A 19,935-nucleotide genomic window follows, 5' to 3' on the forward strand; every position below is an offset into this window, starting at 1 on the left:
GTGATCCGCCGCTATTTTGCGGCTGAGGACATGGATAACAATGGGTTAAGAAGTCATCAAGACTTTTTTAACCAGTTCTTCGAGTCTCTCTTCCCACGATCTGCGTCAGGAGATCCCGGAATGGGACTGGGCGGCTGACATAGTAGCCCTGAATGGCGTCACACTGCATGGCGCGCAGGATCTCCAGAGCCGCCTGCGTCTCGACGCCTTCGGCCACAACTGTGCGATCCTGCGAATGGGCCATTTCGATGATCGACTGGACGAGCAGGAGGTCTTCCTTGTTGCCTTCCATCGCCTGGACGAAGACCTTGTCGATCTTGACCTCGGTGGCGGGAAGATAGCGCAAGTAGTCGATCGTCGCGTTGCCCGTCCCGAAATCGTCGATCGACAGCCGGATGCCCGACTGCACCAGCTTCTGCAGCATCTGGAAGGTCCGCGAACTGCGATCGAGTCGGTCGGTCTCGGTGATCTCGAGAATCAGCTGGTCTGCGGGCAGACCGTAGGTATCGAGGATCTCGGCAATCATCACCGGCAGGCCGGGGTTGCGCAGAAGCTGCGCGGAAATGTTCACCGACACCGTCATGTCGAGGCCCTGGCGGCGCAGTTCCACGGCAGAGCGAACGGCATCGTCGATCACGAAGCGCGTAATGCGCTCGATCCGGTGAAATTCTTCCGCGATGCGGATGAACTTGTCCGGGCTGATCGGACCGCGCTCCGGATGCGTCCAGCGTACGAGAGCTTCAGCGCCTGTAACCCGATTGCTCGCGACATCGAGCTTGGGCTGATAGGCCACCCAGACCTCGCCATTGTCAATGGCACGGTCGAGCTGGGTCAGCAGCGAGATTTCCCACTGCGCCTCGTGCTTGCGGCTGTCGAACTTGTAGACGAGTTCGTCGTTGCGCACTGCCTCCTCGGCCGACTGCATGGCGCTGGCGACGCGGCTGGATACCGGCCGGTCGAACTCCGAATCGATCCCGCAGTTGAAAGAAAGGTCGATGTCCAGACCGCCGACCTGGATGCCATTCTGGACGATCCGGTGCAGTCCTTCGAGGTTCTCGAACAAGTCGAACGTGCTGCGGATGGTCGAGAGCCACATGAACATGCCGCCTTCGTGGTAGACCACCACTTCGCTGTCGCTGATCCGGATGCGGCGGACGATCTCGTTGGCGACTTGCGCCTCGACATGTTCGGCGAAGCTGCCGATGATCGCGCCATAGTTCCGGATCTGAAGCGCGACCAGGATTCGGCTCGAAACCGCCTCGTACTTGCGCAGAACCTGGACGCTGGGCAGGCCGGACCCCGAATTGGTTTCTCCTGCTACTTCGACGCGGTCGAGGTTTCGCATGCGGAATACCGCTACGGCAGCCATGGCAATGGCAGGCACGATGTCGACCTGGATACGAAAATGATCGAGCGCCAGAGGGGCAGCGATCAACACGGCGACCAGACCGGAAAAGCGATAGACATCCAGAACACGCCCGCGCCCGACGCCCGATACGACAACAACCAGCACCAGCATGAAAGGCGGCAGCCAACCAAGCTCGGTCGGAACGCCCTGCTTCAAGGTCTCCGCTGCAATGGCGTGGATGTAAGCGCCCGGCGCGTAGCCTTGGGTCGGCAGGGGATGGATGTCGTGATAGATGTCAGCGCTAGGTGCGATGATGACATCCTTGCCGCTGACGATCCTGGGATCGATCCGGCCCCTGAGAACATCGACGTAGCTTGCTGTCGGAATGGTCTTGTGATCGATGGAATAGTCCGGTCGGAATATCCGGTCAGTCGGACCGGAAACCCCTGCGATGGTTGCCGCCAGGGTAGGAAGCACACCAATCGGGCTGTTCGAGGCGAACGGCAGGCTGATACTGAGATTGAACGGGTGATGCAGCGCCATGAGTGACACGACGTCGACGTTGGCACGAAACGCAGCCGCCGGGATTGTACCGGCGTAATTTCCGGCCCCTCCATCCGTACTCGGCATTCCTCCGAGGAATATCTTTCCCCGATGGGCTTTCAACGTGTTGATGAACTCTTCGTTGCCCTTGTCTTCGCTGAAGTAGCCCATCGAACGATCGAAGAATACGCGCCTTGCCCCGGCCTTGAACAGCTGCTGCGTAACGGTAGCGTCGTCGCCTCGTGACAGTTCATAGACCCGAAGTTGCTGGAGCGTCTTGTCGTCCTGAAACACGAGTACGATCTGGCCATCGGAAGGACGGCTGCGAAGAAGCGTACGCCCGTTCACGAGCACGTCCTCCAGCGGCAGCGCGGCTCCGGTCACGCCCAGGATGACGCCCGTGAGTGCGGCCCAGAAGACGATCCGGAATCTGGCGCTCTTCCAGATCTTCGCGGCCCTTGCGCCGAGGTCAGACATGATGGCCTCGCAAATCATTCCCCTCTACGCCCTCACGCAGGACATGGCTTTCCTCGTCGGAAAGCGTCCGCAATTCAATCGTGTACTGATGCGCTGCTAACTTCATGCACACCCTGCGATGACGTTGTCGCTGCCGGGGTTAGAGCAAAGGTCCTAAGAAGAAGTTAGGTTAACTCGCCTTCACGATAAATTTCGCAGGCCGTTGTTAACCCGGCAATTCCCCGGCGAAAGGGGGAAAATTCAGGAGATCCCCAAATGGGTTAGGGAGCGGTCGAGCATGAGCAGTTGCCAGAGTAGGCGCGAGTGGTCGCTTCGTCCCGCAATATGGTCTTCCACCAGGGCGCCGAGGCGCGGGGCATCGAACCAACCGGTGCGGGCGAGTGCGGCGCTGGAGGCGATCTGCCGGGCCGACTGCGCCAGGGGGCCACGGAACCACTGGGCGATGGGCGTGACGAAGCCCTGCTTGGGCCGATAGAGGATCTGGTCCGGCAGAAAACGCCGCATGGTGCGCTTCATCAGCCACTTCCCCTGCCCGCCGCGCACCCGCATGTGTTCGGGAAGACTCGCGGCGAATTCGATCAGGCGATGGTCGAGCAGCGGCTCGCGCGCTTCCAGGCTGACCGCCATGCTTGCGCGGTCCACTTTCGTCAGGATGTCGCCCGGCAGCCAGTGCTTGAGATCCGCATACTGGGCGCGATCGAGGCCGGATCGCGCCGGCGCAGCGCGCATCAGGTCCTGAACGGACCGTTCCGCGCGGTAATCACCGCGAAGGCGGCGAAAATCGTCGGAATAGAGCCTGTCGCGCAGTTCCGGAGGGGTGAAACCGATGGACCGGGCATAGCCTTCGGCACTGTCCGCCGCGAGCGAGAGCAGGGTCGATTTGGCGCGCAGCGGACGCGGCGCCCAGTCGGCTTTCGGATAGAGCCCGCCCAGCGTGCCGAACAGCGGTCCGCGAATCGCCTGCGGGATGAACCCCCGGACGCGGTCCTCGCTGCGCTGGAACAGATGGCGGCGATAGCCCGCGAATGCCTCGTCCGCGCCGTCGCCGGACAAGGCGACTGTCACCGATTCGCGCGCCAGCTGGCAGACGCGCCAGGTCGGCAGGGCAGACGCATCGGCGAAAGGCTCGTCGAACATCGCGGCGAGGCCGTCGATCGCCTCGAAATCGTCGGGCGAGACCTGCCGGGCGCGATGGTCGGTGCCGAAACGGCGGGCGATTTCCGCGGCATAGTCGCTCTCGTCGAGCGCAGCGATGTCGAAACCGATCGAACATGTCTTGACCGGCTGCCCGCTGTTCTCCGCCATGAGCGCGACCACGCTGGAGCTGTCCACGCCGCCCGACAGGAAGGCGCCGAGCGGCACGTCCGCGACCATGCGCGACGACACCGCCTCGCGCAGGAGGTGCAGCAGTTCCGCCTCCAGATCGGCGACTCGGCCCCGGCGGCGCTCGGCAAAGGAAATGTCCCACCATTGCACCGGGCGCGGCAGCGGCGCGCCATGGCGCAGCAGCAGTGAATGCCCCGCGGGCAGCTTGGTCACACCCTTCAGGATCGCGCGGCTATCGGGAACATAACCCCAGGCAAGATAGTCCTCGACCGCGAGCGGATCGATCTCGCGGCGCAGCAGCGGATGCGCGAGCAAGGCTTTCAGTTCGGACCCGAAGGCCAGGCTGCCGTCGCTGAGCGGTGCCAGGAACAGCGGCTTCACGCCCAGCCGGTCGCGCGCGAGGAAGAGGCTGCGCGCTTCCAGGTCATATATCGCGAAGGCGAACATGCCGTGGAGGCGCGAAACGCAGTCCGGTCCCCAGCGCTGCCAGGCGGCGAGGATGACCTCGCTGTCGCCATCGGTACGGAATTCGGCGCCGGTCTCACGCAGTTCGCGGCGCAGTTCGCGGTAGTTGTAGATCTCGCCATTGAACACCAGCATCGCCCGCCCGTCCGGCGATGCCATGGGCTGCGGGGAGCCGGCGACGTCGATGATCGAGAGGCGGCGGTGGCCCAGCGCGACGCCGGGCGCGGTCCAGACCCCGCTCCCGTCCGGCCCGCGATGCGCCAGCGCGTCGCACATGGCTTCCACGCGCAGCGGGTCTACCGGCTTGGGCGTCTCGAGATGGTAGATACCGGCGATGCCACACATATGCGAAGGGCCTAGCGGAGCTTGGTCACGCGGTCCATCCACGCATCCGGGGGGCCGGACGCCGTCAGGAAACGGGCAATGGAATCGGCCGCAGCAGCGCCCGGGCTGTCCTCGGACGAGAGAATCAGCGTCGTGGTGGGACGGGCGCGCAGCAGGAGGTTGTCACCGATGACCGCCAGCTTGAGGTGGGCATTGCTCCCCGTGAGCATGTCGCCGGTACGATACCAGGTGACGGCCAGCCGCTCGATCCTGCCATTGCCTAGGAAGCGTTCACTGCGGCCTTGCGCGAAGGCCGGCCCCGGCGACTGCCACGACCAGGCGCTGCCCGGCGTCAGCGCGCCCTGCCCGAAGCCGCCCGCCTCGCGGCCTTCGCCTTGTCCGGCATAGAGCGCCAGGAAGACATCGACGCTGTGCCCCTGTCCGTCGGTATAGCGGCCCAGCAGGCGGTGATCGGCGCCCTCGGCGCGCGGCTCCCACCAGATTGCCGGGGCATAGTCGGCCCGGCTCCAGCCGGCGACTTGCGGAAGCTCGATCCGGTCCGGCAGGGGCGCGGAGAGGCTCTCGGCGCCCAGCGCCCAGCCCTTGGCGGCCACGACCAGCAACGCGATGCCGGCAAGCGTCACAACGGCAGAAGCCCTGCCCGCTTCCAGCCGCGACAGGAAAGGCGAGCGCACGATCGCGGGGACATCGATCATCGGCGCGTCGAGCGGACGATCGAAGAAGCGCCAGGCACCCGCGATGACGACCGCCAGCACCACGGCGAAGAAGATCCAGCCGTAGACGATGTGGTCGAATCCGGCCGCCTTCTCGACGCCCACGAACTGCGCGGCGAAGATCGTCCCCCAGGCGCGCACGCCGTTGGCCAGGATCGGCACCACGAGGCACGCGAGCATCATAGCCGCCCGGCGGCGCCAACTGATGAAGCAGACATTGGCGGCCAGCAGGCCGAAGGCGATCATCGCGATCAGGAACTTCACGCCCGAGCAGGCTTCCGCCACCTCGAACAGCCCGGCCGGCGTGTCGATGAAGACGCCGTCGACCGTGGCGGGAATGCCGCTGAAATGCGTGAGCGCCACGGTGATCTTCGCCGTGATCGTCTGGAGCACTTCGACCAGTTCCTCGCCCACCGGCACCAGGAACGCCATGTAGCAGAGCGGGAACAGCACGCCCGCCGTCACCCGCGGACCGAGCAGCAAGGGGACGGCAGAGCCGAGCATCGCCACCGCCCCGGCCTGCCGCGCAAGGTCGAGACCGGAGAGCGCGCCGAGCAGCCAGAGGAAGGCAGCTCCCGCCATGAGGATAAGGCCGGGCCACCAGCAGAGCGGTTCGAGCTTCGCCAGTTCCGCCCGGCGCTGCCAGACCAGCCAGCCCAGAATCGGCGGGATCAGGACGATGTGGTTGTAAGTGGAGATATCCCACCACTGCCGCGCCATCGCCGCCCAGTCTCCGCCGAACAGGAGGAGCAGCGCCAGCATGGCGGCGCCGCAGCGAACGAGCGCCGGGCGCCAACGCGCCGGAACGTCCTGCCAGCGCCCCTGCAGGGAAGAATTCACGGCCAGGGTCTCAGGCGGCATCGATCAGGTTTTCCGTCTGCAGGCCGATCATGCGCGGCAGGCTGGCAAGCGCCGCCTGCCAGCTTGCATGAGCGAGGATCCATTCGCGTGCGGCCAGTCCCATGGCGCGAGCGCTTTGGGGGTCTTCGGCCAGGAGGACGACGGCATTCGCCAGCGCCTCGTCGCTTTCGGCCACGAAGAAATGGCGGCCATGTTCGGCTTCGATACCCGTGGCCGCGCCGGGCGAGAGCACCACGGGCAGTTCCATGGCCATCGCCTCCAGCACCTTGTTCTGCACCCCGCGCGCGATCTCCAGAGGCACGAGAGCCATGTCCGCGGCGGCAAGCCAAGGGCGAATATCCTCGACCCGGCCCCATACGTGAACGCCATCTCGTCCATGACGGGACAGCAGCGAAGGCGGCGGGTTCCGGCCGACGACGTGCAGGCTGGCCCTCGGCAGGCGGGCGCGAATCCGCGGCAGGATGCGCGTGATCGCCCGCTCCACCGCCGCGATGTTCGGCGCGTAGTCCATCTGCCCGGTAAACACGATGCGCGGCCCCGCAGCGCCCTCCTTCACGGCCAGGCGCGGCTCCGGCAGGGTCCGGGCGGGATCGAAAAGTACGCTGTCGATGCCGTTGCCCACGGCCTCGACCCGGCAGGTCGAGCGGCCGGGCATGGCCTCGTCCAGCCGCGCGGCGAAGAGCGCCGCCTCGGCCTTGCTCACCAGCAGGGTGCGGTCTGCACGCCAGGCGATCCGCGCTTCCTCGGCGCGCAGGAGGCGCCCTTCCCGGCGCTCCATCCAGCTGCGAAAACCGCTTCCCCTGGCGCCGTAAGCCTCGAACTTCGCCGAATCGACGTCGACCAGATCGACGATCAGCCGACCACGAAAATCCTCAGGGACATATTGCGCCATCTGGCCGGAAAAGACGAAGATCGTCTCGATCGGGCGGCTGCGCAGCACTTTGTTCACCCAACCCGCCATGCGCCGGTCGTGGAATGCCGTGAGGCTGAGCGGCTGCCCTTTCGCCAGCGCCTGCAACCCGGCGATCGGCAGGGATTTCCCGCGATCGAGCAGGATATGGCTGGCCGCCAGTGCGGCCATCTCCTGTTCGCAGGCATGATCGGCGGCATCGTCCGCGAAGCAGCCGAGGTGGACCGCTGCCAGCCGCGCCAGAGCTTTGAACAGATTGTGCGAGCGGATCTTGTCCCCCCGGTCAGGCGGGAAAGGAATGCGGTGGGCCAGGAAAAGGATCTCGCCCATCAGCCGATGCCGCGCGCGATCAGCGGTCCGAGCCGATTGGCCACGGCCAGAGGCAGGCGCTGCCACAGCCTGATCTGGAGCGAGAGCTTGCTGCTGGTGGGATCGGCTTCGCGCCGCGCCGCGCCCGGCGCGGTCCAGGCGGCATACGTCAGCGGCTCCGGCTCGAAGCCCCAGTTGCGCTTGAAGTGATAGGCCCCGCTGCCGGTCTTGGAGCGACCGAAGTCGAACACCGTGCAGCCTCGCCGGCGCGCATGGAGCATCAGTTCGAAATACATCCGGTCATTGGCGCGAAGCCGGCGCGCTTCCTGAGTGCCCCCGCCCCAATAGGGCATGGCCGCGCCGCGGTGGTAAAGGGTGATGACGCTGGCCACCGCCCGGCCCTGGTGGCGCACGGTCAGCACGTCGGCATCCTCGCCGAACGCATCGAGCACGCTGCCGAGGAGCCTTTGCGGAAACACCGGCGTACCGAGATTGCGGTAGCTTTCCGCAAAGACGGCGTAATGGGCAGCGCGGTCTCGCTCGCTCGTACCGACCTCCACGTCAAGATCGTTCGCCAGCGCCTTGCGCACTTCGGCGCGCTGCTTGCGCGGCACGTCCAGAAGCTGCGCCTCGTCATCGGCCGCGAGCGGGCGGGCGAAATTGCAGTGGCTCTCGGTCTTGAGCGTCCAGCCCCGCCCCGCCTCGGGCAATACGCCGCCGCGCAGTTCGATGGCCGGGCAGGACCGGCGCAGCGCGAGTTCCTCCAGCGCCGCGAAGATCGCTCCGCCATCCGCACCCTCGCGCGTCAGCAGACCGCCGCCCACCGCGAAGCCGGACGAGGCCAGCAGCCGGCCGAACACCGGCGAATGAATGGCGTCGAGCGGCAGGAAAGCCACGATTTCGCCCTGTCTCTCTTCGACCAGCGCCAGGGCGTGATTGCCCGTCGCCCGGGCCACGGAGACGAACCAGGCCGGGCGGTGGAACGGCGTCGCCTGCGGGTGGCGGGCGGTGAACAGCTCCAGCCGCGCGACTTCGCCGGGATCGGCGAGATCGACCAGCCTCACCGCGCCCGTGACGGGAGCGAACCGCGCGTTCATGCAGCCAGCGCCCCGGCCGGCGCCAGGGTTCCACCCGGCCCCATGACCAGCGTGGGCGCGCGTTCCGCTTCGCGCACAGCGAGTTCGTCCATACGCCCCCACGGGAAGTCGCCGATCAACTGCCGCAGCTTTCCAGCCATCAGGCCGAGATTGGTGTAGTGCCGCAGACGCGAGCGCAGCGGCGCATTGGGCACGCGCGGCTGGTCGGGGTCGATCTCCCAGGGGTGGAAGTAGAACACCGCCGGTCGCCCTTCGGCATTGACCTGGCGGATCGCCCAACGGGAGAACCCGTAAGGCAGCACGCGGAAGAACCCGCCGCCGCCCGCGGCCAGACGGCGGCCGGCGAATGTCGCGGTGGTCACCGGGATCTCCACCAGGGGACTGTCGGCAAGCGGATGGAAGGCGAAACGCGGCGCTTCGCGCCAGCCATAGTGGTCGTGCGCGATCGGCGCGACGCTGGAGCTATAGGCATAGCCCTGCTCGGCCAGCACGTCGAAGGCCCAGGGCGTACGCGCATCGATGGAGAAGCTGGGCGCGCGGTAGCCGCTCACTTTGACCCCGGCAGCATCCTCGATGGCCTTGCGGCTCATGTCGAGGTCGCGTCCGAAAGTGGCGGCGTCCATGCGGAACACCCGCTCGTGATCCCAGCCGTGGCTGGCCATTTCGTGCCCCGCTTCGGCAATGCGGCGCAGCAGCCGTGGATGGCGCACCGCCACCCAGCCGAGCGTGAAGAACGTGCCCTTCACCCCGGCCGCATCGAACAGCGCCAGAATCTCGTCGCAATTGCGCTCGACCCGGGTGCGAATGGCGGGCCAGTCGCTGCGGTCGATCACGGTTTCGAAAGCGCCGACCTGGAACCAGTCCTCGACATCGACCGATAGCCCGTTGACGGGGCCGCTGGAGGCTCTGGCTTCATCCATGGCGTCTATCCTTACGGAACCGGCTCGAAATTCAGGCTGCCTGCCGCTGGCCTTCGCCGCCTTCGAACCACTCGATCAGCATGGTGAGCGTGTGGCGAAGGGTGCGCTCCTGCTCTTCCAGGCGGGCTTCCAGACGCGCGCTATGCGCCGCGGCCTGGGCCAGCTGCTCCTGAAGCGCGGCGATCTGGGCTTCGCCGCCGGAAGCGGGTGCCTCCTTCTGGCGTTCCACATTGGCCGCGAGTTCCAGCACCGCATGCTGAAGCTCGTCGATCTGCGAATCGCGACCCGCCAGTGCCGATTCGATCAGCGCGATGGCTGCCGCCGCATCCAGCGCGTCGGGGTGAAGCACCGACGCGGGTGCCGGCTGGCTTGCGGCCGCCACCGGTCCGTCCGCCTCGGCGACAGGCGCCTGCTGGCTGACCAGCGCGCGGGTGCCGTCCTCGTCCAGTTCGGCCAGGACATCCGCCAGCATCTCGAGATCGACCAATGCGCGCTGCTCGACCGCGCCCAGCAGCAGCAGGCGGTTGACGATCTGGTTGATCCGGCGCGGAATGCCGCCGGTGGCCTCGTGCACTTCGGCGAAGACGCGGTTGTCAAAGCCCGGATTGCCCTTCCAGCCGACGCAGTTCAGGCGGTGCTCGACGTAAGCCTGCACTTCGCGCGGCTCCATCGCCGTAAGATGATGAGTCGCGATCACCCGCTGGCGCAGCTGTTCGAGCTGGTTGCTCTCCAGCAGGGTCGTGCGGAACTCGGGCTGGCCCAGCAGCAGGGTCTGGAGCAGCGGATGCGAGCCGAGCTGGAAGTTCGAGAGCATGCGCAGCTCCTCGATCGCATCGACCGAGAGGTTCTGTGCCTCGTCCACGATCAGCAGGCAGCGGCGGCCCGCGCGGGCTTCCGAATGGAGGAATGTCTCGATCGCGCCGAGCGCCGAGGCCTTGTCATGCCCGGACACCTGCAGCCCGAAGGCCTGCGCCACGACATGGACGATCTCTTCCCCGTCCAGCGCGCTGGTGACGACGCAGGCGGCCGTCAGGCGCGCCGGGTCGATCGTGGCCATGAGGTGCGAGACGAGCGTGGACTTGCCCGCGCCCACTTCGCCCGTGATCACCACGAAGCCCTCGCCCTGCGCCAGGCCGTAGCCGAGGTAGGAGAGCGCCTTGCGGTGCGTCGCGCTCTCGAAATAGAAGGCCGGATCGGGCGTGAGCTGGAAAGGCCGGCCCTCGAACCCGTAGAATTGTTCGAACATCCCTGCTCTCCTTCGCAATCAGAAGCTGTAGCGCACGCCGGCAAGGGCGGACGCGGTCCAGTAGTCGTCATATAGCGGATCGTTCCGGGTTACCCCGTCGATCCCGAGGGCCATCGTCGCGCGGAGGCGGCGGGCCAGCATGCGGTAATAGCCGAGCGTGGCGCCGTAGCCCTCGACATTGCCGGTCAGGGCATCGGTGCTGGTCAGCCAGTTGGCGTAGACATTGGCCGACCAGCCTGCATCGCGGCCGAGCTGGCCGCTGACATAGGCCGCGATCCACCAGTTCTCGTCGATCACGCCGTCCGCGGCGGCCAGGACGGTGTTCCGTCCGGCGATGAAGTCGCGGCGGTCGTAGCCAGCGCCGATCCCGGCATTGAGACGCCCGATCTCGCGCGAATAGCTCGCGGCGATGCCGCGGCCCCGGTAGACCGCCGAACGCACCGAACCCAGCGCGCCGGAAACGCAGTTGTTACCATCGAGCGAAATGACGCAGCCGCGCAGCTCGCCCGTCACCGGATCGCGCACGGCCACGAAATCGTCGGGCAGTTGATCGAGCGCGCGGCCAAGCTGTCCGCCGAAACCGCTGACACTGTCGTATACGCCCACGCTCAACTGGCTGCGGTCGTCCGGCGCGTAGGCCAGGGTGCCGCCGAAGCTGGTGGAGCCGTAGCGGCGGCCGATATGGGCCGAAAGCGAGGTGCGGCGGCTGGGGCGCCACATCACGGCCACGTCCCAGAGCAGTCCGCTGACATCGTAGGCCAGTTCGCGCGGGGCGCTCTTGTCCGTCACATAGCGTCCGTCGCGGCCGACCACGGGATTGCCGTCAGCATCGCGCACCGCGTCGCGGCTGGAGACTTCCACATCCTCGTAGCCGAGCGCGCCCACCACCTGCACGGTGCGGCTGACGGGAACGGTCACCAATGCCCGCGCCTGCATGTCGCGCACGCGCTGGTCGAGGTTGGAGACGTCCTCCTGATAGATGCTGCCCGCCACGCCCAGGCCGACCGGCGCGACGACATACGGCGCGACCCCGGCCTCGACATCGGCCACTTGCGTCACGCTCTTGTCGAACAGATCGCCCGCCGCGCCGCCGGGTACGGCGACATAGGCATCGGGCTGCTCCACTTTGGTGAAACCGGCGCGGTAGTTTGCGGAGAAGTCCACATCGCCGGCGCGCGTCTTGAAGGACGGGCCGCCGTAGACCGAATAGATGTTCGTCCGCGTCCCGTCGTTGGTGAGGCCGGCGGAAAGCGCCGATCCGCCATTCTGGACGCGCGCCTGGGTGGCGAGTGCGCCCGCTTCCAGCGTCAACCCGGGGGTGATGGTGGTATAGCCGCGCACGATGCCGCTGATGGCGTCGCCGTCCTGTGCCTTCCGGCCCCAGCCGATGTAGCGCTCGTAGCGCACCGAGGCCGAGGCGGCATTGTTTCGCCCGGAGATGCCCAGGTCCACGCCCGCCGCCAGCTGGGTATATGTGAGCACGTCATTGCCCGGCGAGAGCTGCGCGTCGACGATCTGGTCGATCTCGATATAAGGCGTCACTTCCAGCCGGCGCGTGCCCTTGCCGCGTTCGCCGCGGCCTGGCTTGCCGCCGCCGGACGGGCTGTCGGCTGGCGAAGCTGCCTCGTCGGAGCCGGCGCCGACCTGGTCGTAGCCCATGGTCTGCGCCTGCACGGGCAGCGCGGCCACGGCGGTCAAGGCGGCCAGCCCCAGCGAGGTCCAGGAAGCCGACTTCATCCCTTGTATCCGTAATAGGAGCCGAAGCGGCGACCGCTCGGGCTGAACTGCGCGTCATTGAGCAGGAGCTGGACGTTGGGGCAGGCGCCCAGCAGCGAGATGGCATCCTCCAGCGCGCCCTGCCCGGTGCGGTCGGCGCGCACGATCACCACCGTCTGGCCGACGTACTTGGCGAGTTCCGCGGCGGGCGACGCTGCCAGCGCGGGCGGCGAATCGAAGATCACCATGCGGCGCGGCGCGTTCTCGGTCAGCCGCTCCAGCACCTCGGCCGTGCGCGAGGAGGCGAGGTATTCGCTGTCGTTGATCGTCGCATCGCCCGCCGGCATGATCCAGAGCCCCGGAATATCGGTGCCGAGCACGCAGGCGGCGGGATCGATGGTCTCGTCCATCAGCGCATCCATCAGCCCGGGACCGCCCGGCAGGCCGAGTGCGGAGAGGATCGAGGGCTTGGCGAAGTCGGCATCGACCAGCAGGACTTCGCTCTCCTTCTCGGCCGCGATCGACAGGGCGAGGTTGAGCGCGCAGTAAGTCTTGCCTTCGCCGGGATGGGGCGAACTGATCAGGATGCGCTGCGAGGCGGCGCCCGCGCCCTGGCGGCGCAAGTCGGCGGCCTGGACCAGAAGCTGGCGCTTCACGATGCGAAACTCTTCGAGCAGCGCGGTGACGGTGCCTTCGGGCACGATCAGGCCTTGCTCGCGCAAGTGCTCGCGGTCGATCGGATGATGGTCGTCGCTGAAGGCGATCGGCGCGGCAAAGGGCGGCTCAGCCAAGGGCGGCGCGGCCAGGGGCGGCGCGGGTTCTTGTTCGGCAGCCAAGGGCGCGGCGAATGGCGGCGGCACAGAGGCAGGCGCGCCAGAGGCGGTCGGGGCGGCAGGCACGGCGGCAGGCGGGTCGGCCGGAGCCGGCGCCTTGCGCGCCGGTTCGACCGGCAGCGGGCCGGGACGCGCGATGATCGCGTTGAAATCGAAGCGACCGGCGGCGCGCTCGATCAGCGATTCGCCGGGGCCGCGGGTGCGCCCGGTCGGCGCCTGCTTTTGAGGCTGGTTTTCGGCTTCGTGCGCCGCGTCGTCATGCCCGGAAAGCGGGATCTTGCTGTGTTCCGTCATCGCCGTTCCTCAGGCCACCATGCCGCGCTGGATGAACTCGACCGCGAGCAGCACCACGCAGAGCGCGCAAAGCGCCGCGCCCGCACCAAAGAAATACTTGAGCCGGCGGCGGCGAAGCTGGCGCACATGGTCCGTGACGTTCTGCGAGATCGCACCGAGCACCGGCAGGCCGATGGCCCGCTCCAGCCCGGCCGTGGTCGCGAAGACCGACCGGACCTTGCCGAGGGCGAAGGCACCGGCACAGCCGCCGACGATCCCGGCCATGAGCACGCCCACGAGCAGGAGCGGACGATTCGGCGCGACGGGCTTGCGCGGCGTCGTCGGCGGGTCGACCACCTGGAACTTCACGGCCTCGCGCTCGGTCTTCACTTCGCCGCGCAGGCGCAGTTCCTCGCGGTCCTGCAGGAGCTTGTCGTACTGCTGGCGAAGCACGTCATAGTCGCGGTTGATGCGCTGAGCCTCGGTGGCGAGTTCGGGGTCCTGGATCGCGGATGCCGTGAGCGAGGCCACGTCGGACTGCAGGGCCGCCTTGCGCGAGGTCAGCGCCTGGACATTGGCGAGACGCTCGGCACGGATCGACTGGAGCGAACTGTAGGCCGGGTTGGGTGTGCCGCCGCCATTGGCCGCTTCCTGCGCAGCCGGGCCGCGCAATGCGGCAACCTGGTTGCGCGCCACGATCACGTCGGGATGGTTGTCGGTCAGACCCCGCGCGCGCATGGCCGAAAGCTCGGCCTGGGCGGCGGCAAGCGCACCCGCGGCCCCGCCAGCGCCGCCGCCGGCGACGGTGCGCGGCGTTCCGGCGAGCTGGCCGTCGATGGCCGCCAGCGAACTCTGCGCGGCGGAGAGGTCCGCCTCAAGATCACGCAACTGAGTGCGCGAGCTTTCCAGCCGCTGCGCCACGGCGGCGCCGCCCAGCACCATTTCGGGATGCTCGGCCTCGAAAGCGGTGCGACGCTGCTCGGCGCTTTCCAGTTCCTTCTCGCGGCTGCGAAGCTGCTGGTTCACGAATTCCAGCGTCTCGACCATGTCGCCACGGTCGCCCGAAAGGTTTTCCTCGCGGAAGATGTCGATCAGCTTCTGCGCCACTTCGCGGGCCAGTTGCGCATTCTCGGCATCCGAGAACGAGGCGTAGTTGGCGGTCGCGGTGATTTCGAACAGGTTGTCCTGTTGCGCCACGACCGAGACGTTCTTGCCCAGGCCCAGGACGGCGGATTCCATCTGCTTGGGCGACTGGATCGTGTCGCCAAGCCGCGTGCCGCGCACGACCTTCTCCAGGTTCACGGCGCTCGTCAGCGTCTGGCGGATACGCTCGATATCGCGCTTCTTGTCGGCCACGCCGATGCCGACCTGTTCGGCCAGGGCATCGTCGAGCTGGATGAAAATGCGCGCGCGCGATTCGTAGGTGTTCGGGATCAGCGCCACGACCAGCCAGCCCAACAGGCAGATCGCCCAGGCAGCCGCCAGCGCGATCCAGCGCCGGTGCCAGACGCTATGCAGGGCTGCGAGCAGTTCTTCGTAGAGGCCGTTCATTGCGCCAATCCGTTCCCGTCAGGTCCGATCCTCAGAACATGCTTTCCGGGATGATGATCACGTCGCCCGGCTTCAGCATGACGTTGGCCTTGCTCTTGCCCTTCTTCAGCAAGTCGCTCAGCCGCAGCGCATATTCGGTCTGCTTGCCGCTCGCCTTGTCGAAGCGGATCAGCCGCGCACGGTTGCCGGCGGCATATTCCGAGAGACCGCCCACCGCGATCATCGCATCGAGCACGGTCATGTTGGCGCGATAGGGGATCGAAGCCGGCTTCTCGGTCGCGCCCACGACGCGGATCTGCTGGCTGTACGTGCCGGAAAAGCCGTCGACGATCACCGACACCAGCGGGTCCTGGATATATTGCGAAAGCTGGAGGCGGATGTCCTCGGCCAACATGGCAGGGGTCTTGCCGACGGCGGGCATGTCGGAGATCAGCGGCGTGGTGATCCGCCCGTCGGGCCGCACCTGCACTTTGGCGCCAAGCTCGGGATTGCGCCAGACGAACACGGTAAGCTGGTCCAGCGGACCGATCACGTATTCCTCGCTCGGCCCTTCCTGCATCGCCACGAACTGAGCGGGCGGAAGCTCAGGCTTCGGCGCGGCATTGGCACAGCCCGAAAGCAACATGCCGGCAAGCGACATCCCGGCGAGCGCAGGGCCGGCCAGAAGTCCGATGGGGCGACGATGCGGCATAGGCTAATCCCTCAAGGCGCCCGCTTCTCCGCAAGTACGGGACTGGCGGACCGGGCAAATTTCCAGTCTCGCCTATCGCTTAAAAGGGTGAACATTGCGTTAGCCCTGACAGCGCGATTCCCATGCGGTCCCGCTATGGGACAACATGGCGCCAATCGCTAACGCCGGGTCAGACCAGCATTTCCAGCGCCGGACCCTGGCCGAGGAAGTTCGCCGGGCTGGCCGAAGCGCCGTAGGCCCCGGCGCAGAACACCGCGATCAGATCGCCCACATCGGCCCTTGGAAACCCGCCCTTGTCGGCCAGCTTGTCAAGCGGCGTGCACAGACAGCCGACGATCGAGGCCTCCTCCTCCACATCGGCGCCGAAGCGGGTGGCGATGGCGGAGGGGTAGTTGCGTCGAACCACCGTGCCGAAGTTGCCCGAGGCGGCAAGCTGGTGATGCAAGCCCCCGTCGGTAACGAGGAACACTTCGCCGTGGCTCTCCTTCCGGTCGATCACGCGCGCGATGTAAATGCCCGATTCGCCAACGAGATAGCGGCCGAGTTCGATGCAGAAAGCCGTTCCCTGCAAGACCTCGGGCAGCCGTTCGAAGCGCTCCGCCAGCCGCGCGCCCACCAGTGCCAGATCGACCGGCGTGTCGCCCGGGAAATAGGGAATGCCAAGGCCGCCGCCGAGATTGCAGCGGGGCGGCACCGCACCGCTCTGCAGCGCCAGCCGCGCGGCCAGGTCGAGCGTCTGGCCCTGCGTTTCGGCAATGGCCTCGGCATCGAGCGCCTGGCTTCCGGCGAAGATGTGGAAGCCCTGCCAGTCCGCGCCGCTGGCCAGGATCTCGCGCACGAGTTCCGGGACCCGCGCGGCATCCACGCCGAAGGGCTTGGCACCGCCGCCCATCTTCATCCCAGATCCCTTGAGGTCGAAATCCGGATTCACGCGAATGGCAAGGCGCGGCGTCAGGCACAGCGATTCGCCGATGCGAATGGCGCGCCGGGCCTCGGCTTCCGATTCGACATTGAGCGTCACGCCCGCGCGAATCGCCGCTTCCAACTCGCGGTCGCGCTTGCCGGGGCCGGCAAAGCTGACGGCGGCAAGGTCGATCCCCGCGCCCCGCACGATCTCGAGTTCCCCGCCCGAGGCGATGTCGAACCCGTCCACCAGTCCGTCCATCAAGGCCAGCAGCGGCGGGAACGGATTGGCCTTAACGGCATAGTGCAGTGCCAGGCGCTCGGGCATGGCCGCGCGCAGTTCAGCCACGCGGCGGCGCACGCGGTCCGCTTCGTAGAGGAACAGCGGCGTGTCGCCCGCTTGCGCCGCCCACTGCGTCACCGGCTTGCCGCCGACCGCCAGAACGCCGTCGATCGCCGCGAACCCGGCGGGGATCGGACCGAGCGCCTTCATGCCAGGATCTCCACGGCGAGCGCGGCGGCAAGGCCGGTACGGTCGATCTTGCCGTTCGGCCCGATCGGCAGCGCCGCGCGCCAGTGGATCACTTTGGGCTGCATGAAATTCGGCAGTTCCTGCATGAGTTTACGGGGCAATTCTTCCTCTGCGCCTGAAGCACCGGGCGCCGCGCGGACCACGAGATGAACCGCCTGCCCCAGCCGCGCATCCGCCAACCCCAGGGCCACCGCCTCGGCGACGAGCCCGGTCGCCAGCGCCGCCTCTTCCACTTCCTGCGGGCTGATGCGGTTGCCGGCGCTCTTGATCATGGCGTCGCGGCGGCCGACGAAATAGAGCAGGCCCTCCGCATCGCGCCTCACGCGGTCTCCCGACCATACCGCCATGCCGCCGTAGCGCGATCCGGCGGGTGCGGGCTTGTAGCGTTCCGCCGTGCGCTCCCGGTCCTGCCAGTAGCCCTGGGCGACCAGCGGGCCGCAATGGACCAGTTCCCCTTCCTCCCCGTCCGCGGCAATCCTGCCGGTTTCCGTCACGACCAGCACTTCGGCATGGGGAATCGCCTTGCCCATCGAGCTGGGATGCGTGTCGATCAGCGCGGGGTCGAGGTACGTGGAGCGGAAGGCTTCGGTCAGGCCATACATCGCGAAGAGCCGCGCCTGCGGGAACAGGGCGCGCATGCGGCGCACGAGATCGACCGTCAACGCGCCCCCGCTATTGGTGAGACGGCGCAGGTTCGCTGCCACGTCGGCAGGCCAGTCCAGCTCGCAAACCTGCACCCAGAGCGGCGGCACGGCGGCCAAGGTGGTGATGGCATGGCGGTCCACGGCCTTCACCACGTCGCGCGGCATGAGGTAGTCCAGCGGCACCACGCAGCCCCCGGCATACCAGGTTGAAAGCAGCTGGTTCTGCCCGTAATCGAAGGACAGCGGCAGCACGGCGAGAGTGCGATCGTCGGCCGCGAGGCCCAGGTATTCGGCCACGCTCTCTGCCCCCAGCCACATGTTGGCATGGCTGAGCATGACGCCTTTCGGGCGGCCGGTGGAGCCACTGGTATAGAGGATCGCGGCCAGCTCGTCGGGATCGGCCGCGGAGGGCGGCAGTTCTCCGCCCTGCTCCGCGGCTTCAGCCAGCGCAGCGCCTTCCTCGATGATGCGGCAGGCCGGCGGGACATCGCCCTCGCCCAGCGATGCCAGGCGCGAGGGCGTGCCGATCAGCACCAGCGCGCCGCTGTCAGCCAGGATATGGGCGACCTGCGCATGCTTGAGCAGCGGGTTCACCGGAACATGGACCAGATCGGCGCGGGCCGCGGCCAGCGGCAGCAGGCAGGTCAGTTCGCCCTTCGCCGCCCACGAGGCCACGCGCGCGCCCTTTTCCGGCACCACGCGCGCCAGCCAAGCCGCAAGGCGGGAGACACGCGTTCTTAATGCCTTGTAGTCCAGTACCTCCCCGCGCAGCACGAGCGCCTCGGCCGAATCCTTCCCGCGCAGGGCGAGATGGTCGAGCGGCAGGATCGGATTTTCGGTACTGCCGGTCATGACGGGGATAGGCTCCGCAGGGGTTCGAACGGGACGTGATAGAGGTCGATTATCACCGCGATCTTAAGCAAGTGCAATCGGATGGCCAGTTAGCTGCCTGGCTTTCCGAGAGCAACCAGCGCGCGCCGTTCGACCGGTTCGCCTGGTTCCAGGGACTGGCCGAGCATTGCAGTCTTGCTCCGCTGATCGCCGTTGCGCGCGAGGAGGACGACCTGGCGGTGCTGCCGCTGCAGGGCACCGGAGGCCACCTCCAGGCGCTGTCGAACTGGTACACGTTCCGCTATCGCCCCCTCGCCTCGCGCAGTGACGGGCTGCTCCAGGCGCTGGCGGCAGACCTTGCGGGCAAGGCGCGGCGCATCACGCTGAGCGGCTTACCTGACGAGGATCGCAGCGCCACGCGCCTCGAAACGGCATTTCGAAATGCCGGCTGGCGCGTCCGCCGCGAAGCCTGCGACACCAACCACGTCCTGCCGGTGGATGGCCGCAATTACGCGGAATACCTCGTTTCCCGTCCCGGCAAGCTGCGCACCACGCTCAAGCGCAAGTCCGGCAAAGTGGAAACCCGGGTGCTCGACCGCTTCGATGCGGACGTCTGGCGTGCCTACGAATCGATCTATGCCGAAAGCTGGAAGCCCCACGAAGGCAGTCCCGCCTTCCTGCGCGCATTTGCCGAGGCCGAAGGCCGGGCCGGGCGGCTGCGGCTTGGCCTGGCGCTGGCGGACGGCGAGCCCGTCGCCGCGCAGATGTGGACCGTCGAGCACGGCACCGCCTGGATTCACAAGCTGGCACACCGCGAGGCCGCGAAGCCGCTTTCGCCGGGTTCGGTGCTCAGCGCTGCGCTGTTCCGCCACGTCATCGACATGGACCGGGTGAATCTCGTGGATTTCGGCACCGGCGACGATCCCTACAAGCGCGACTGGATGGAAATTGTGCGGCCGCGATATCGGCTGGACATGTTCCGCCCCTGGTCGCCGCTGAACTGGCCGCATTTCGGCCGCGAATTCGCCCGCGGCATTCTGGGGGCAGGTGCACAGTACCTTGCCGCAACCGCGAAGCGCGGCTAGAGGCGCGGAGACTAAAGACAATGCCCGAAGAGAGGGGCCATGCAAGACGATACCGACCTGCTGCTGCGCCGCATCCTGACGGACGTACTGGGCCTCAAGCAGGGGCAGGCAGAAACGTTCGATGCCGACACCGGCCTGTTCGGGCATTTGCCCGAGCTGGATTCGATGGCCGTGGCCGGCCTGCTGACCGAGCTGGAAGACCGGCTGGACATCATCATCGAGGACGACGAGATCGACGGCGAGATGCTGGAGACTTTCGGCGGCCTGCTGGACTTCGCGAAAGCCAAGCGCACCGCGGCATGACCCGCGCGGGGGG

Annotated in this window: 15 protein-coding genes; 2 read left to right on the plus strand and 13 right to left on the minus strand. The window is 67.2% G+C overall.

The genetic code is table 11. The features are described 5' to 3' along the window. Window positions 1-67 precede the first annotated feature (67 nt). The 13 genes from ACZ1J6_RS13135 to ACZ1J6_RS13195 form a co-directional block, all read right to left on the minus strand. Complete coding sequence (locus tag ACZ1J6_RS13135; RefSeq protein WP_431566902.1) at window positions 68-2,368, minus strand: EAL domain-containing protein; 2,301 nt, start codon at window positions 2,366-2,368, stop codon at window positions 68-70. Window positions 2,369-2,608: 240 nt separating this feature from the next. Continuing rightward, complete coding sequence (locus tag ACZ1J6_RS13140; RefSeq protein WP_431566903.1) at window positions 2,609-4,504, minus strand: XrtA/PEP-CTERM system amidotransferase; 1,896 nt, start codon at window positions 4,502-4,504, stop codon at window positions 2,609-2,611. A gap of 11 nt (window positions 4,505-4,515) precedes the next feature. After that, complete coding sequence (xrtA, locus tag ACZ1J6_RS13145; RefSeq protein WP_431566904.1) at window positions 4,516-6,078, minus strand: exosortase A; 1,563 nt, start codon at window positions 6,076-6,078, stop codon at window positions 4,516-4,518. Further along, window positions 6,068-7,318, minus strand: coding sequence for a TIGR03087 family PEP-CTERM/XrtA system glycosyltransferase (locus tag ACZ1J6_RS13150; RefSeq protein WP_431566905.1), 1,251 nt, complete (start codon window positions 7,316-7,318; stop codon window positions 6,068-6,070). Before ACZ1J6_RS13150 ends, xrtA begins: the two co-directional genes overlap by 11 nt. Further along, window positions 7,318-8,394 (minus strand): FemAB family XrtA/PEP-CTERM system-associated protein, encoded by a 1,077-nt coding sequence (locus ACZ1J6_RS13155; RefSeq protein ID WP_431566906.1) that lies wholly within the window; start codon window positions 8,392-8,394, stop codon window positions 7,318-7,320. The genes ACZ1J6_RS13150 and ACZ1J6_RS13155 overlap by 1 nt, the downstream gene beginning before the upstream one ends. Further along, window positions 8,391-9,314, minus strand: a complete 924-nt coding sequence (locus ACZ1J6_RS13160; protein ID WP_431566907.1) for an XrtA system polysaccharide deacetylase — start codon at window positions 9,312-9,314, stop codon at window positions 8,391-8,393. Before ACZ1J6_RS13160 ends, ACZ1J6_RS13155 begins: the two co-directional genes overlap by 4 nt. A 31-nt stretch (window positions 9,315-9,345) precedes the next feature. After that, window positions 9,346-10,560, minus strand: coding sequence for an XrtA/PEP-CTERM system-associated ATPase (locus ACZ1J6_RS13165; protein ID WP_431566908.1), 1,215 nt, complete (start codon window positions 10,558-10,560; stop codon window positions 9,346-9,348). An 18-nt stretch (window positions 10,561-10,578) separates the two neighbouring features. Then, entirely contained in the window at window positions 10,579-12,297 is a 1,719-nt protein-coding gene (locus tag ACZ1J6_RS13170; protein WP_431566909.1) for a preprotein translocase subunit YajC, read from the minus strand. After that, complete coding sequence (locus ACZ1J6_RS13175; protein ID WP_465128115.1) at window positions 12,294-13,403, minus strand: P-loop NTPase family protein; 1,110 nt, start codon at window positions 13,401-13,403, stop codon at window positions 12,294-12,296. The genes ACZ1J6_RS13170 and ACZ1J6_RS13175 overlap by 4 nt, the downstream gene beginning before the upstream one ends. A gap of 9 nt (window positions 13,404-13,412) precedes the next feature. Next, on the minus strand, window positions 13,413-14,933 hold the full coding sequence (locus tag ACZ1J6_RS13180; protein WP_132263349.1) for an XrtA system polysaccharide chain length determinant: 1,521 nt from the start codon (window positions 14,931-14,933) through the stop codon (window positions 13,413-13,415). A 31-nt stretch (window positions 14,934-14,964) separates the two neighbouring features. Beyond that, entirely contained in the window at window positions 14,965-15,624 is a 660-nt protein-coding gene (locus ACZ1J6_RS13185) for an XrtA/PEP-CTERM system exopolysaccharide export protein (RefSeq protein WP_132263350.1), read from the minus strand. Window positions 15,625-15,793: 169 nt separating this feature from the next. After that, window positions 15,794-17,020: a pyridoxal-dependent decarboxylase, exosortase A system-associated gene (locus tag ACZ1J6_RS13190; RefSeq protein WP_431566911.1), complete on the minus strand. Its 1,227-nt coding sequence runs from the start codon at window positions 17,018-17,020 to the stop codon at window positions 15,794-15,796. Continuing rightward, the gene (locus tag ACZ1J6_RS13195) at window positions 17,017-18,555 is read right to left on the minus strand and encodes an acyl-CoA ligase (AMP-forming), exosortase A system-associated (protein WP_465128116.1); all 1,539 of its coding nucleotides are present in this window, start codon (window positions 18,553-18,555) and stop codon (window positions 17,017-17,019) included. The genes ACZ1J6_RS13190 and ACZ1J6_RS13195 overlap by 4 nt, the downstream gene beginning before the upstream one ends. 35 nt (window positions 18,556-18,590) lie before the next feature. Between ACZ1J6_RS13195 and ACZ1J6_RS13200 the strand changes: the two genes are divergently transcribed. Both ACZ1J6_RS13200 and ACZ1J6_RS13205 read left to right on the plus strand, forming a co-directional pair. Then, window positions 18,591-19,619 (plus strand): GNAT family N-acetyltransferase, encoded by a 1,029-nt coding sequence (locus tag ACZ1J6_RS13200; RefSeq protein WP_431566913.1) that lies wholly within the window; start codon window positions 18,591-18,593, stop codon window positions 19,617-19,619. 39 nt (window positions 19,620-19,658) lie between these two features. After that, a complete protein-coding gene (locus ACZ1J6_RS13205) occupies window positions 19,659-19,922 on the plus strand; it encodes a phosphopantetheine-binding protein (protein WP_132263357.1) in 264 nt (87 codons plus the stop codon). The last annotated feature ends 13 nt before the right edge of the window (window positions 19,923-19,935 follow it).

The organism is Novosphingobium sp. BL-S-21, assembly GCF_055521655.1.

Excerpts from the sequence above, each read along its gene's own strand:
- ACZ1J6_RS13180 (WP_132263349.1), bottom strand. The coding sequence starts at position 14,933 with ATGAACGGCCTCTACGAAGAACTGCTCGCAGCCCTGCATAGCGTCTGG.
- ACZ1J6_RS13195 (WP_465128116.1), bottom strand. The coding sequence starts at position 18,555 with ATGACCGGCAGTACCGAAAATCCGATCCTGCCGCTCGACCATCTCGCC.
- ACZ1J6_RS13170 (WP_431566909.1), bottom strand. The coding sequence starts at position 12,297 with ATGAAGTCGGCTTCCTGGACCTCGCTGGGGCTGGCCGCCTTGACCGCC.
- ACZ1J6_RS13135 (WP_431566902.1), bottom strand. The coding sequence starts at position 2,368 with ATGTCTGACCTCGGCGCAAGGGCCGCGAAGATCTGGAAGAGCGCCAGA.
- ACZ1J6_RS13165 (WP_431566908.1), bottom strand. The coding sequence starts at position 10,560 with ATGTTCGAACAATTCTACGGGTTCGAGGGCCGGCCTTTCCAGCTCACG.
- ACZ1J6_RS13150 (WP_431566905.1), bottom strand. The coding sequence starts at position 7,318 with ATGGGCGAGATCCTTTTCCTGGCCCACCGCATTCCTTTCCCGCCTGAC.
- ACZ1J6_RS13155 (WP_431566906.1), bottom strand. The coding sequence starts at position 8,394 with ATGAACGCGCGGTTCGCTCCCGTCACGGGCGCGGTGAGGCTGGTCGAT.
- ACZ1J6_RS13140 (WP_431566903.1), bottom strand. The coding sequence starts at position 4,504 with ATGTGTGGCATCGCCGGTATCTACCATCTCGAGACGCCCAAGCCGGTA.
- xrtA (WP_431566904.1), bottom strand. The coding sequence starts at position 6,078 with ATGCCGCCTGAGACCCTGGCCGTGAATTCTTCCCTGCAGGGGCGCTGG.
- ACZ1J6_RS13190 (WP_431566911.1), bottom strand. The coding sequence starts at position 17,020 with ATGAAGGCGCTCGGTCCGATCCCCGCCGGGTTCGCGGCGATCGACGGC.
- ACZ1J6_RS13185 (WP_132263350.1), bottom strand. The coding sequence starts at position 15,624 with ATGCCGCATCGTCGCCCCATCGGACTTCTGGCCGGCCCTGCGCTCGCC.
- ACZ1J6_RS13160 (WP_431566907.1), bottom strand. The coding sequence starts at position 9,314 with ATGGATGAAGCCAGAGCCTCCAGCGGCCCCGTCAACGGGCTATCGGTC.
- ACZ1J6_RS13175 (WP_465128115.1), bottom strand. The coding sequence starts at position 13,403 with ATGACGGAACACAGCAAGATCCCGCTTTCCGGGCATGACGACGCGGCG.
- ACZ1J6_RS13205 (WP_132263357.1), top strand. The coding sequence starts at position 19,659 with ATGCAAGACGATACCGACCTGCTGCTGCGCCGCATCCTGACGGACGTA.